At 72.4% G+C, this 13,855-nt stretch carries 9 protein-coding genes and 1 pseudogene; 7 read left to right on the top strand and 3 right to left on the bottom strand.

Going from position 1 to position 13,855, the window contains the following annotated elements; all coding sequences use genetic code 11:
- Positions 1 to 44: 44 nt before the first annotated feature.
- The gene (locus ACFXKZ_RS22390) at positions 45 to 2,675 is read right to left on the bottom strand and encodes an FHA domain-containing protein (protein ID WP_380002698.1); all 2,631 of its coding nucleotides are present in this window, start codon (positions 2,673 to 2,675) and stop codon (positions 45 to 47) included.
- 314 nt (positions 2,676 to 2,989) lie between these two features.
- On the opposite strand from ACFXKZ_RS22390, the gene ACFXKZ_RS22395 reads away from it, so the two are divergent.
- From ACFXKZ_RS22395 to prfB, 3 genes and pseudogenes are all read left to right on the top strand, one after another.
- Entirely contained in the window at positions 2,990 to 4,564 is a 1,575-nt protein-coding gene (locus ACFXKZ_RS22395; protein WP_380002699.1) for a serine/threonine-protein kinase, read from the top strand.
- A gap of 149 nt (positions 4,565 to 4,713) precedes the next feature.
- Positions 4,714 to 5,865, top strand: a pseudogene (locus tag ACFXKZ_RS22400) (serine/threonine-protein kinase); the annotation flags it as partial.
- Positions 5,866 to 6,808: 943 nt separating this feature from the next.
- Positions 6,809 to 7,921: a peptide chain release factor 2 gene (gene prfB / locus ACFXKZ_RS22405; RefSeq protein ID WP_126643607.1), complete on the top strand. Its 1,113-nt coding sequence runs from the start codon at positions 6,809 to 6,811 to the stop codon at positions 7,919 to 7,921.
- 330 nt (positions 7,922 to 8,251) lie between these two features.
- Here the strand turns inward: prfB and ACFXKZ_RS22410 are convergent, their stop codons facing one another.
- Both ACFXKZ_RS22410 and ACFXKZ_RS22415 read right to left on the bottom strand, forming a co-directional pair.
- Complete coding sequence (locus ACFXKZ_RS22410) at positions 8,252 to 9,241, bottom strand: hypothetical protein (RefSeq protein WP_380002700.1); 990 nt, start codon at positions 9,239 to 9,241, stop codon at positions 8,252 to 8,254.
- Positions 9,242 to 9,698: 457 nt separating this feature from the next.
- The gene (locus ACFXKZ_RS22415) at positions 9,699 to 9,881 is read right to left on the bottom strand and encodes a hypothetical protein (protein WP_380002701.1); all 183 of its coding nucleotides are present in this window, start codon (positions 9,879 to 9,881) and stop codon (positions 9,699 to 9,701) included.
- Between the two features lie 236 nt (positions 9,882 to 10,117).
- Here ACFXKZ_RS22415 and ftsE point away from each other — a divergent pair, with 236 nt between their 5' ends.
- The 4 genes from ftsE (at position 10,118) to smpB (ending at position 13,737) form a co-directional block, all read left to right on the top strand.
- The gene (ftsE, locus tag ACFXKZ_RS22420) at positions 10,118 to 10,807 is read left to right on the top strand and encodes a cell division ATP-binding protein FtsE (protein WP_078977036.1); all 690 of its coding nucleotides are present in this window, start codon (positions 10,118 to 10,120) and stop codon (positions 10,805 to 10,807) included.
- Between the two features lie 56 nt (positions 10,808 to 10,863).
- Complete coding sequence (gene ftsX / locus ACFXKZ_RS22425) at positions 10,864 to 11,769, top strand: permease-like cell division protein FtsX (protein WP_078977037.1); 906 nt, start codon at positions 10,864 to 10,866, stop codon at positions 11,767 to 11,769.
- 171 nt (positions 11,770 to 11,940) lie between these two features.
- On the top strand, positions 11,941 to 13,200 hold the full coding sequence (locus tag ACFXKZ_RS22430; RefSeq protein ID WP_380002703.1) for a M23 family metallopeptidase: 1,260 nt from the start codon (positions 11,941 to 11,943) through the stop codon (positions 13,198 to 13,200).
- A 57-nt stretch (positions 13,201 to 13,257) separates the two neighbouring features.
- On the top strand, positions 13,258 to 13,737 hold the full coding sequence (gene smpB, locus ACFXKZ_RS22435; protein ID WP_126643611.1) for an SsrA-binding protein SmpB: 480 nt from the start codon (positions 13,258 to 13,260) through the stop codon (positions 13,735 to 13,737).
- Positions 13,738 to 13,855: the final 118 nt, after the last annotated feature.

Consider the following 13,855-nt stretch of genomic DNA (forward strand, 5'->3'; position numbering starts at 1 on the left):
GCGGCGATTCGGCCCGTGGGGGTTGGTGGCTGCCGGGCTTGTGGCTACCGGGCCTTTTGGGTCAGGTGCAAAGGGGCTCTGGGCCATAGGCGCGATTGCAACGGGGTGCCCAGTTGTTCGGCGGCGCGGCGGACCGCGCCGGTGAGCAGAGCCAGGTCGGTGGGGCCGTTGCCGCCGCCGACCGGGGTGGGGCGGCGGGCCAGGCGGTTGCCCATCTCCTGCCACTCCTGGCGCACGACGGTGGGGCGCAGGGTCGCCGTGCGCGGCATTCGGCCGGTCACCCGGCCGCCCTGGAAGGGGATCACCGCGCCGTCGCGGCCGCGCACGAAACCCCGGCCCGGGTAGTCCTCGTCCACGCCCGCCGCGTCCTCGACGTCGATCAGCACGCGGGAGGACTGCGGATCGTCCACGCGCAGGGCGATCCGCAGTTCGGCGCCCGCCGCGGCCTCGATCTCCAGGCTCCGGGCGGGTCGACCCGTGGTCACCAGCAGGTGTACGCCGTGCGCGCCGCCGCGGTGGGCCACGTCGGCCAGGCCCTTGACGCACCCCGGGTACGTCTCGGCCAGCAGGTCTATGTCGTCCACCGCCACCACCAGCCGGGGCAGCGCCCCGCCCGGGCCCGTCCGGTACGCCTCGAACGAGGTGCCGCGCAGCAGCCCCTCGCGGCGGTCCAACTCCTCGCGCACGGCGGCGATCGCGTCGCCCGTGGCCGAGACGTCGGCGTCGGCGTCGGCCGGCGAGCCCACCACATGCGGCAGGTCGGACAGCCCCTCGGGGCCCCGGACCAGCGCGATGGCCAACTCGTCGGGCCGGTTCGCCACCGCGAGCGAACACAACACGGAGGCCAACAACTCGGAGCGGCCCGAGCGGGCGGCCCCGCCGATCACCACGTGCGGGCCCTCGGTGGACAGGTCGACGGTGATCGCCCCGCGCGCGTCCGAACCCAGCACCGCGCGCGGCGAGTGGCCCGCCTCGCGCCAGCCCGCGAGCAGCTTGGCGGGGGTGAGCAGATCCAGGTTGAGCAGGTCGAGCAGGCGGACCGACTCGGGCAGCGGCGAGGTGACCCGGCGGGTGGCCTCGCGCAACGGGGCCAGCGCGCGGGCGAAGCGGTCCGCCCACGCGGAGGACACCGCGTCGGCGACCACGTCGGTCGATCGGCGCGTGCCCGGTCCGATCAGGTCGATCCGGGTGCCCACCTCGCCGGTGACGTGGGCCACCGCCGAGCACTGCGCCGGCAGGTCCTCGGCCCGCTCGTCCAGGCACAGCGCGTGTACGCCGGCCGCGGGGCCCTCGACCAGGAGCCGGACGATCTCCGGCCGGGCGGCCAGTCGGCCGGCGCCGTCGAGCACGACCACGGTGCGTCGGACCGGCACCCGCTCGGCGGTGTCGATGCGATCGAGCAGCTCGCCGGCGCGGGCCAGCACCTGCTCCGGGCCCAGGCCGACCAGGAGCCGGCAGTCCTGGCCCTCGCCCGGCCGCAGATGCGGCAACCAGCGGGCCCAGGACCAGTCGGCGGCGGTGGCGCCGTCGGCGCACAGCACGACCAGTTCGACGTCCTGCGGCCCGTGCAGCCCGGCGAGTTGGGCGACCACCGAGCGGGCCAGACCGAGCAGCCGAAGCCGCGGCCCGGCCAGGCCGAGGACGGTGTCCTCGAGCGAGACGGTGACCGGTACGGAGAACGCGGTCAACCTGCGCTCCGCGCCCTCGCCGGCCGAGGTCGGCGGCTCCACCAGGGTCACCCGCGACGGCAGGTCGCCGACCCCCAGGCGCACGCTCAGCGCCTCCGGGTGGCCGGCCGCGCGCTCCCACAACCGGCCCACCGGACCCGGCTCGCCGGTGGCCAGCGCGTCGAGCAGCAGCGTGGCCGGGTCGGGCGACCGGTCGCGACGCCAGCGCACCTCGTCGAGCAGCGCCGAGCGGGCCGCCGCCTCGATCGTCTCGCGCTCGGTCCCGCCGGCCCGGCGGCGCAGCGCGAACGGGCGCCGCCGCCCCGGTGCCTCCTCGGGCAGTTCGAAGCGGGCCCGGGCGGGCACCGGCAACTGCGCGCGGGCGACCCGGCGGACCTCGATGTGGCCGGTGCCGTCGGCTCGCGCCGGGGCGCCGGAGGCATCGTCGGGCGAGCCGTAGGGCTGGGGCAGGAACGTCTGCAGGGTGGACTCGCCGACCCGCAGCAGCGATCCCGGCGGCAGGTCGACCGGCTCGCGCCCGACCGGCATGCCGTCCACGGTGGTGCCGTTGGTCGAGTCGAGGTCGGCGACCCGGATGCGACCGGGCTCTATCCACAGTTCGGCGTGCAGCCGGGACAGGTCGGGATCGCCCAGCCGCACCTCGGCCTCGGGCGCGCGGCCGATCCGTACCCCGCCCTGGTGCAGCAGGTGCACGCCGCCCGCGTCCGGCCCGCCGACCACCCGCAGTTGCGCGGACCCGGCGGAGGGGGAGGGGGAGCCGAGCGCGTCGACGGTGATCAGGGCGCCGTCCACCAGGGGTGGTCGGCCCACGGGGGTGTCGTCGCGCAGCCGCACGTCGCCCACCCAAAAACGTTGGCCGTCGGTGCCGGAGGCGGTCCGCAGCGCGCCCGCGATCCCCGCGAAGGTCGTTCCGGACGGCGCGGTGACGAGCACGTCGGCGCCCGGTCCGGTCCGCTGCGGTCCGTGCACGGTGAGCCGGATCTGCATGCGCGCCCTCCCTCCTCCGAGCAGAAAACAAGAGGCATCCTCGCACCCACGACCGTCATGTCGCCCACGGCCGGACGGACGAAGGTTCTTGTCCGAATTTCGACCGCAAACGACCGGGTCGCCGGCGAATCGCCCGAACACGGGAGCGGCCCCGACCCCATCGCGCCGACCCCCCGACGTCGACCCCGTGTCGAGTATCCGCCGAGAACCCGATCGGACAAGGTTCGACCCGGCCGGCCGAACCGTACCTGCGGTCGATGCGTCCGTACCTGAGTACCACCTAGGGTGGGAGGCAACCCGGCACCACCGCCCAGGTGGCGGACAGGACAGTGGGGAGCGGCGTGGACCGGCCGGTCGGCAGCAAATATCTGCTCCAGGAGACTCTGGGGCGCGGAGCCAGTGGCACCGTCTGGCGCGCGAGCGTGCGCGACTCCGGCGAGGTGGTCGCGGTCAAGGTGCTGCGCGAGGAGTTGGGTACCGACCCGGACGTGGTCACCCGCTTCCTGCGCGAGCGCTCACTGCTGCTCAACCTGCGCCACCCCAACCTCGTACACGTGCGCGACCTCGTCGTCGAGGGCGAGACGCTCGCCCTGGTGATGGACCTGATCGACGGTCCCGACCTGCGCACCTACCTGCGCGACAACGGCCCGCTCCCGGCCGCCCCCGCGGCGCTGACGATGGCTCAGATCTGCGACGCGTTGAGCGTGACACACGCCGACGGCGTGATACACCGCGACCTGAAACCGGCCAACATCATGCTGGCCCGCAACGGCGACTCGCTCTACCCGATGCTGACCGACTTCGGCATCGCCCGGCTCGCCGACTCGCCCGCGCTCACCCGCACCCACGAACTCGTCGGCACCCCCAGCTACGTGGCCCCGGAGACCGCCGAGGGCCGCCCGCTCACCCCCGCCGTGGACGTCTACGCGGCGGGCGTGGTGCTCTACGAACTGGTCGCCGGACACCCGCCGTTCCGCGACACCAACCCGATCGCGCTGCTGCACCACCACCTGACCGAGATCCCGGCGCGGCCGGCGGGCATGCCCGACGCCTACTGGCTGATCACCGAGCGCTGTCTGGCCAAGCAGCCCGAGGTGCGGCCCGACGCGGCGGGTCTCGGCCGCGCGTTGCGGATGGCCGCCGACGTGGTCTCCGGCGCGCGACCCGACGACGGCTCGATCGCACAGGTGCTGGCCGCGAGCGCGTTCGGCGCCCGAGCCGGCGGCGGTGGGGCCGCCGACGCCACCCGCGCGCTCCCACAGACCCGGGCCGGCTACCCGAGCGCGCCGACCACCCCGCCGCCTACGCCGCCCGTACCGCCCGCGTCGCCGAACGCGACCCGGGTGATGAGCACGCAGCCGCCCGGCTACCCGCAACCGCAACAACCGCCGCCCACGCGGCAACAACCGGCCCAGCAGGCCCCGCATCACCCGCCGCCCGCCTACGCCGAGCCGATGCAGCACGGCCGGCCCGGCCCGCCCGCGCAGGCCGATCCCGGCCCGCCGCCGCCCCCACCGCCCCCGTCGCGCTACCGCCGCGACGAGGCGGCCGAACATGAGCCCCGGCGCCGACCGCGCGCCGTGCGCGAGCCGGACGAGCCCAGGGAGCGCGAGCCGCGCGACCGCCGCGAACGCGAGCCGCGCCGGCGGCGGTTCCGACTCACCAGCATCCCCGGCGTGGGCTGCGGCGTCGGCTGCCTGCTGCGGCTGGTGATCATCGCCGCGGTCCTGTTCGCCGTCTACTGGTTCAGCCCGCTGCACGACTGGGTGAACTCCGCCATCGACACCTTCGATACCGTTCGAGGCTGGTACGACGACGTCAAGGACTTCGTCACCGGCAACGACGGCGGCGACAAGGGCGACGGCAGCGGCGGTGGCGGCAAGAACTGACGCGAAGTCATCCCCCGGTCGCCCACGTCGAGGACGGCCTCGTACACGCCGTCCTGCCCGACGGTCCCCGCATTCGGGGGTCGGCCGCGTAGGGTGCGGTCGGGGAAGTCCGCTGTGAGCACCACGCTCGCTGGGTCCACGGAGCTGCTTTGGCACGCAAGATCGGTAGCCGATACGTCGCCCTGAAGGTGCTCGGGCGCGGCGCCAGCGGGACCGTCTGGCAGGGCGAGGGCCCCGAGGGACCCGTCGCGATCAAGCTGCTGCGCGAAGACCTCGCGTCCGACCAGGTGTTGGTCGCCCGCTTCGTGCAGGAGCGCACCGCGCTGACCAGCCTCGACCACCCCAACATCGTGGGCGTGCACGACCTGGTCGTCGACGGCACCGACCTCGCCCTGGTGATGGACCTGGTGATCGGCCCCGACCTGCGGGCCCGGCTGGAGCGCGAACGGGTACTCACCCCGCGCCTGGCCGCCGCGATCGTCGCCGACGTCGCCGACGGCCTCTCCGCCGCACACGCGGAAGGGGTGATCCACCGCGACGTCAAGCCCGAGAACATCCTGATCGACACCTCGGGCGGGGTCTCCCGGGCCCGCCTCACCGACTTCGGCATCGCCCGCCTGGTCGACGCGCCGCGCCGCACACGGGCCACCCGGATCATCGGCACGCCCGACTACCTGGCCCCCGAGATCATCGAGGGCCTGCAACCGACGGCCGCGGTGGACGTGTACGCGCTGGCCACCGTCCTGTACGAACTGCTCACCGGCTGGACGCCGTTCGGCGGCGGACACCCCGGCGCGGTGCTGCGCCGCCACGTCACCGAACCGGTGCCCGGCATCCCCGGCCTGCCCGACCCGCTCGCCGCAGTGCTCGCGTCGTGCCTGTCCAAGGCGCCCGCCGCGCGGCTGACCGCCCGCGAGTTCGGCGAGCGGCTGCGCTCGGCCCTGCCCGCGCTGATCGGTCTGCCCGCGTTCGACGTACCCGACCCCAACGGCACCGCGGGCCGCCAGGACACCCCCGTGCCGCGCCCGGCCGGCGTGGTCCCGCTGGTCTCCGGCATCTCCGAGGCCGCCGACGGCAGCCGGGACACGCACACCAACCTGACCCGCCCGGTGTTCGAGGAGGCGGTCCCGGTGCAGTCGCACCGGCGCGGCAAACCGGCGCGCGGCGGCCGGCGCCGGTGGGTCGCGGTGCTCGGCGGCGTGCTGGCCGTGGTCGTGATCGGCGCGGGCGCGATGTGGTTGGGCAGGGACGACGACAACCCGGCCCGCCCCGCCGGACAAAGCGCCGGACCGCCCACCGACACCGCGCCCGGACCGACCCGCGGCTCCGAGGGACCGGCCCCGCAGCGGGCCCCCGGCAGCTATGCGTGGGCCGCGTTCGCACCGCTGCCCGCCGCGCCCGTGCTGCTCCAGGGCGGCCCCGCCGCGGCCCGGGTCGACGCGGACCGCAGCTACCTCGTGCAGCGCGACGGCGACGGCGGACTCTGGTACGTCTCCGGCGACGGCGCGCGCTGGGGCGAATGGCGCAGGCTGCCCACCTTCCGCACCACCGACGACCCGGCGGCGGTGGCCACCGGACCCGGCCGGATGGACGTGTTCGCCGTCGGCGTGAGCGACAAGCTGCTGTATCGCGCCACGTTCGCCGACGGCCGCTTCGGCGAATGGACCAGGACGGACGCCAAGACCAAGCTCACCGGCGCGCCCGCGGCGGTGGCCACCGGCGACCGGATCGACATCGTGGCCCGCACCGCGAGCGACGGCCTGGCCGCCGGGTCGCTCACCGGCGGCGGCTGGAGCGGCTTCACCACGGTGCCCAGCGCGGGCCGGATCGAGGCGGCGCCGGCGCTGACCGCGAGCGGCCCCGGCACGCTGGACGCCTTCGTGGTGCGCGCGGGCGACCACGCGGTGCTGCACATCACCAGCGTCGACGGCACCTGGCGCGAGCCCGAGCGGGTCAACCTGGCCGCGTCCGCGCGCCCGGCCGCCGCCTGGAGCCAGGCCCGGGGCCTGGTCGTGCTGGCCCGGGACGGCAACGGGCGACTGCTCGGCGCGGTGCCCGGCGAGGGCGGCTGGCGGCCGGTCGACCCGAACACCGCCAGCGCCGACGCCCCCGCCGCGGCGGCCGTCGGCGCCGACCGGGTCGACGTGTACGTCCGTGCCGACAACGGCCGCCTGCAAGGCGCCGCGTCGACCCCCGACACGGGCTGAGTCCCGAGTCGGGCCGCCGTCCACTTAGGATGGGTGCGTGGCTGCCGTTGATCCTTCCGAAGAGCTCAAGTCCGTCGAGTCGACCATGGGGTCGATCGAGGCCGTCCTCGACCTCGACAAGATGCGGGCCGACGTGGCCGCTCTCAACGAGAAGGCGGCGGCGCCGGATCTGTGGGACGACCCCGAGGCCGCGCAGAAGGTGACCAGCCGGCTGTCGTTCCTCCAGGGCGAACTGCGCCGGGTCGAGGACCTGCGCCGCCGGATCGACGACGTGAACGTCCTGTTCGAGCTGGCCGAGGCCGAGGACGACGCGGACACCCGTGCCGAGGCCGAGAGCGAGCTCGCGGCGGTGCACAAGGCGGTCGGCGAACTCGAGGTCCGCACCCTGCTGTCCGGCGAATACGACGCGCGCGAGGCGCTGGTGACCATCCGCTCCGAGGCCGGTGGTGTGGACGCCGCCGACTTCGCCGAGATGTTGCTGCGGATGTACACCCGCTGGGCCGAGCGGCACGGCTACCCGACCGAGGTCTACGACACCTCCTACGCCGAGGAGGCCGGCATCAAGTCGGCCACCTTCGCGGTCAAGGTGCCCTACGCCTACGGCACGCTGTCCGTCGAGCAGGGCACGCACCGCCTGGTGCGCATCTCGCCGTTCGACAACCAGGGCCGCCGACAGACCTCGTTCGCGGGCGTCGAGGTGTTGCCGGTGGTCGAGCAGAGCGACCGGGTCGACATCGACGAGTCCGAACTGCGGGTCGACGTCTACCGTTCCTCCGGTCCCGGCGGCCAGGGCGTCAACACCACCGACTCGGCGGTGCGGATCACGCACATCCCGACCGGCATCGTGGTGTCCTGCCAGAACGAGCGCTCGCAGATCCAGAACCGCGCCTCCGCGATGGCGGTGCTCTCCGCCAAGCTGCTGGAGCGGCAGCGCCAGGAGGAGCAGGCCCGGATGAACGCGCTCAAGGGCGAGGGCTCGTCCTGGGGCAACCAGATGCGCTCCTACGTCCTGCACCCGTACCAGATGGTCAAGGACCTGCGCACCGAATTCGAGGTCGGCAATCCGCAGTCGGTGCTCGACGGCGAGATCGACGGCTTCATCGAGGCGGGTATCCGCTGGCGCAAAACCCAGCAGACCGCCGCCGCGTAGCCGAGACCGGCCGCCGGAAATTCCGGTGAACAAGTCGATATCACGGCCCGGGACGCCCACGATTCGGTGGGGGTTCCGGGCCGTGTGGCGTTGCGCTTTCGCGCCGATTTTCGCGGCGAATCGGAATTAACCCCCGCAACCCTCTCCGAACGCCCTTGACGCGGCATCCGCCCGGTTACCAGTCTGAACAGCGGCATTACCGCGACGCATCCGATCAGGGGAGTCCGAAGCGCATCGACAGATGGCACGGACGCGCGTCGGGTGATGCCCAACGGCGTTTGGGACCCCACCCGCGCCGGCGCGGATACGGGGATCTCATCCAACTGGGGGTTAATTGATGTCAACCAAAATGCGCGTCCGGACGGCTCGGATGGCCGCCGCTGCGCTGTTCGCGGCGGGCGCGTCCTTCGCGGTCGCCGGCGTGGCGAGCGCGACGGACGGCGGTTCGCCGGACGACGGGTGCGAGCAGACGCACACGTGCCCGGGTGGTCCGGGCGGTACCTCGACGGGTACTTCGACCGGCACGTCGACGGGCACCTCCACCGGCACGTCGACCGGTACGTCCACGGGTACCTCGACCGGTACCTCGGCGGGCACGTCCACCGGCACCTCGACGGGCACCTCGACGGGGACCTCCACGGGGACCTCCACCGGTACGTCGACGGGTACCTCGACCGGTACTTCGACGGGAACGTCCGCGGGCACCTCGACGGGTACCTCGACCGGCACGTCCACGGGCACCTCGACGGGCACGTCGGCCGGTACCTCCACGGGTACCTCGACCGGCACGTCGACCGGTACGTCCACCGGCACCTCGACCGGTACCTCCACCGGTACTTCGGCCGGTACGTCGACGGGTACCTCGACCGGTACTTCGACGGGTACGTCCACCGGCACCTCGACGGGTACGTCCACCGGCACCTCGACGGGCACCTCGACCGGTACTTCGACAGGCACGTCGGCCGGTACGTCCACGGGTACCTCGACCGGCACCTCGACCGGTACGTCCTCGGGCACCTCGGCCGGTACCTCGACGGGCACGTCGTCGGGCACCTCGGCCGGGACCACCAAGGGCAACTCGGGCGGCTCGGGCAACACCAGTAAGGGCAACTCGGGCGGCAGCACCGGTGGCAACACCTGTGACGCCACGCACGCCTCCGGCGGGCTGGACCTGAACTGCGGCGGCGACGGGAACACCCGGACGAGCAGCGGCAACGACCAGCAGAACGCCCCCGTCCGCGACTTCGGCGGCGGCGACACCGCGCCGGCGCAGCAGGCCGCCAAGAAGGAACTGGCCGAGACCGGTTCCGGCGCCAACATGGCATTCCTGATCGTCGGCGGTGCCGCGATGGCGGCCGGTGGCTTCACCTTCACCGTGCTCCCCGCGCGGCTTCGGCGCCGGCAGCAGGCCCCCGCGGCCTGAGTCGAAGACTTGTGCCCCGGCGCGGCGGTGCCGGGGCACTGAATCCGCCGTCCCGGCGTTCCGAGCCGGGCGCACCGCGGTCATCGCGAGTGCGTCTGTGAAACGGTCGGCCCGGAACCGGGGGCGGTGGGCGGCACCCGCGGTACGCGGTCGGGCCCTGTGCCCGGCCCGAGAACGGGGCGCCCGCTCGGATCGGTCCGCGCCGGACAGCTGCCGGCAAGGGCGGGTTCGGGTTCCGGAAGCCGCGGAGCGCCGCTGCACAGCGCGAAGGCCCTGGGGGCACCCAGGGCCTTCGTCGTGTCCGGTCTCGGCTGTTGCCGGGTCTCTCCCGGCCGCCGGCGCGCTTGGGGCGGCTCAGCCGCCCACGCGGGCCAGCAGCAGCGCACACGCCAGGACGAGCAGGGCGAGTGCCGCCACCATCGCGGGGTTGATCCCGCCGGAGCCCCTGAGGCGTTCGCGACTGGCTCGACACGTCGGGCAACGACCCTCCGTGACCAGTCCGGCGCAGTTCGCACACACCAGGCGGTCCAAGGTCATCTCGACTCCTCCGCCTCGATTGCTCCGCTATTACGCATCGATACACATAACGCTCACGACGCGGCGGGAAGTTCCCGTCACCCTCCACTGTGCCGCTTACACTCACGGAATGGCCATGCCCGACGACCACTCCGTTCGAGCCTGGGCGCCCGGCTCCCGACGGTGTGGTCCCTTGGCCTCCTCTGTGCCCCCAGCTGCATGCCCTGCCCCCTACACTGGCGCACCGTGATGCAACCGTGATCCGATTCGACAACGTCAGCAAGACCTACCCGAAGCAGCCGCGCCCCGCGTTGCACGACGTCTCCCTCGAAGTGGAGAAGGGTGAGTTCGTCTTCCTCGTCGGGTCCTCGGGCTCGGGTAAGTCCACCTTCCTGCGGCTGGTCCTCAAGGAGGAACGGCCGTCCCTGGGCAACATCTTCGTGGCGGGCAAGGACCTCGGCCGACTGTCCAACTGGAAGGTGCCCGCGCTGCGCCGCCAGGTGGGCACGGTCTTCCAGGACTTCCGCCTGCTGCCGAACAAGACGGTGTACCAGAACGTCGCGTTCGCGCTCGAGGTGATCGGCAAGCCTCGGGGCACGATCCGCAAGGTGGTACCGGAGGTTCTGGACCTGGTGGGGCTGGGCGGCAAGGAGGAGCGCATGCCCGGCGAGCTGTCCGGTGGTGAGCAGCAGCGGGTGGCGATCGCCCGGGCCTTCGTGAACCGGCCGATGATCCTGATCGCCGACGAACCCACCGGCAACCTCGACCCGCAGAACAGCGTCGGCATCATGAAGCTGCTCGACCGGATCAACCGGACGGGCACCACGATCCTGATGGCCACGCACGACCAGGCGATCGTGGACCAGATGCGCAAGCGCGTCATCGAGCTGGAGCAGGGCCGACTCGTCCGCGACCAGTCTCGCGGCGTGTACGGCTACCAGCACTGATCCACCGGACCACCCCGGCGCGGCAGTCCGGCCGCGCCCCTAGCGACTAGGACATCATGCGCGCCCAGTTCGTCCTCTCGGAGATCGGAGTCGGTCTCCGCCGGAACCTGACCATGACGATCGCGGTGATCGTCAGTGTCGCGCTGTCCCTCACGCTGGCCGGAGCGGGTCTGCTGCTGCGGGTTCAGGTGAACGAGATGAAGGACTTCTGGTACGACCGGGTCGAGGTCTCGATCTTCCTGTGCGGCAAGAGCGACCACGGGCCCGGTTGCGAGGGCGGCGAGGTCTCGAACGAGCAGCGCGAGGGGTTCCGCGCGGAACTCAGCCGGATGCCGCTCGTGGAGAAGACCTACTACGAGACCAAGCAGGAAGCGTTCCAGCACTTCAAGGAGCAGAACAAGGAATCGCCGATCTCCGGCAGCGTGACCGCCGATCAGCTGCCGGAGTCCTTCCGGGTCAAATTGAAGGACCCGACCAAGTACCAGGTGGTGGCGAGTGCGTTCCAGGGGCGGCCGGGCGTGCAGTCCGTCCAGGACCAGCGCAAGATCCTGGAGCCGTTCTTCAAACTGCTGAAGAACGCGCAATGGGCGGCGCTCGGGGTGATGGTCTTCATGCTCCTGGTGGCGATCCTGCTGATCGTCAACACCGCCCGGGTGTCCGCGTTCAGCCGCCGTCGGGAGACCGGGATCATGCGCCTGGTCGGCGCGTCGAACCTGTACATCCAATTGCCGTTCATCATGGAATCCGCGATCGCCGGGTTGCTGGGCGGTCTGATGGCGACCGGGTTGTTGAGCGCCGGGTTCTACTTCGGCGTGAAACAGGGGCTCGGTCAGCAGTTCAGCGCGTTCGATCTGATCGGCTGGGGTCCGGTGTTGATGACCCTGCCGTGGCTGATCGTGTTCGGCGCGGTGATGTCGGCGATCGCGTCGTTCTTCACCCTGCTGAAATACCTCAAGGTCTGAGCACCGGGCGAACACCGGGTACCCGGAGCGGCCCGAGAGCCCCGCAGCGCCACGGCGCGGCGGGGCTCTCGAACGTCTGTATGCGTCCGGATGGGTTTCGTGTGAGTTCGTATTACTTCCATACCGGTGTGTTCAGTGGCGATTCGCGTGCATTCCGCGTTTCTTGTGATCATGCGCAGAATTCGGACCAGGCGACTCGGATTGTCGGTGCTCGTGGTGATCACGGCCGCCGCGGTGGGTTTCGTGCCCGCGTACGCGGACGGCGACGACGACGGTGACGTGCGGGCCCGGAAGCAGCGCGCCGATGTGGCGGCCCGGGATATGCGGGCCGACCTGGACGCGTCGCTGGCCCGGCTGACCGCGGCGGAGAAGGCGTACGCCGAGGCCGAGGCGGCCGCGCCGGGGGCCCGGGCCGCGGCCGACGCCGCGCGGGCGAAGGTGGCCGAGGCGCAGGCCCGTACCGCCGATCTGAGCCACGCCGTGGAGCTGGCGGAGGCCGCGGTGACCACCGCGGAGGCCGAGTTGCGCGACGTGGCCGCCGCGACCCAGGCGGTGCGCGACGACGTGGCGCAGCTGGTGGGGCGGGCGTACCGCAGCGGGCAGATGGCGCAGCTGTCGATGATCCTGCGCGCGCAGACCCCCGCGGAGCTGCTGAGCAGCCTTGAGAGCTATCGGCGCATGGTGCAGGCGGACCACGAGACCATCGCGCGCCTGGAGCGCACCCGGGACGCGGTGGACGCCCGCCGGGCCGAGCTGGAGCGGCGCCGCGAGGAGGCCCGGCGCAGGCACGCCGAGGCCGGGCGGAACCTGGCCGAGGTGGTCGCGCTGGAGAAGATCGCGACCGAGGCGGCGGCGAGGGTGACCGCGCTCGGCGCGCAGCGTGAGCGCGCGCTGGCCACCGCGCGCGAGGAGAAGGCGGCCGACCAGCAGCGCTACGAGGCGATCCGCACCGAGCAGAAGCGGCTGACGGAGCTGGTCAACCGCAGCAACGCGCCCGCCCGGGGCGCCGGGCCGCAGACGTCCTCCTCGGTCACGGGCGGCGCGCTGTCCTACCCGGTCCGCGGTGCGATCAGCTCGGGCTTCGGGATGCGCTACCACCCGATCCTGGAGTACACGAAGCTGCACACCGGCACCGACTTCGCGGTCCCCGAGGGCACCGCGGTGGCCGCCGCCCGCGAGGGCACGGTGGTGCAGACCGGCTACAACGCGGCGTACGGCTACCGCGTGGTGCTCTCCCACGGGCGGGTCGGCGGCGTCGCGCTGACCACGACGTACAACCACCTGTCCCGGATCACCGTGCGCGAGGGGCAGCGGGTGGCCCGGGGCGACCAGGTCGGCCGCTCCGGCGACACGGGCTGGTCCACCGGCGCGCACCTGCACTTCGAGGTGCTGGTGGACGGCGACTTCGTCGACCCGGCACTGTGGTTGTGACGGCCGGGCCGGCTCCGGGGTAATGGGCTTGCGGCCATGCGCGAGAATGCAGGGATCATGGCGAAAGAGATCGGGCGCAAACTCATCGCCCAGAACAAGAAGGCGCGGCACGACTACCTGATCGAGGACACCCTCGAAGTCGGGCTCGTGCTGACCGGCACCGAGGTCAAGTCGTTGCGGGCCGGCAAGGCGTCCCTGGTGGACGGCTTCGCGAGCATCGACGGCGGCGAGGTGTGGCTGCACAACGTGCACATCTCGGAATACTCCCAGGGCACGTGGACCAATCACACGGCGCGACGCAAGCGGAAGCTGCTGCTGCACCGGCACGAGATCGACAAGCTGGTCCAGTCGACCCAGGAGACGGGTCACACGCTGGTGCCGCTGAGCCTGTACTTCAAGGACGGCCGGGCGAAGCTCGAACTGGCGCTGGCCAAGGGCAAGAAGAACTACGACAAACGACAGACCCTGCGCGAACAGCAGGACAAGCGGGAGACGGAGCGCGTGATGTCCAAGTACGTGCGCGGCCGTCGGCAGTGAACCGGCGGCGAGAGTGACCGGCGGGGAATGAAGTGGACCGGTCCGACGTTGGACCGTACGATGTGCCTGGTTCGGCTCGAGCATGTGTGGCGAGTCGGGCCGTTCGAGCAGGACACCC

The sequence above is a fragment of the Embleya sp. NPDC059237 genome, assembly GCF_042754105.1.
Classification (GTDB): domain Bacteria; phylum Actinomycetota; class Actinomycetes; order Streptomycetales; family Streptomycetaceae; genus Embleya.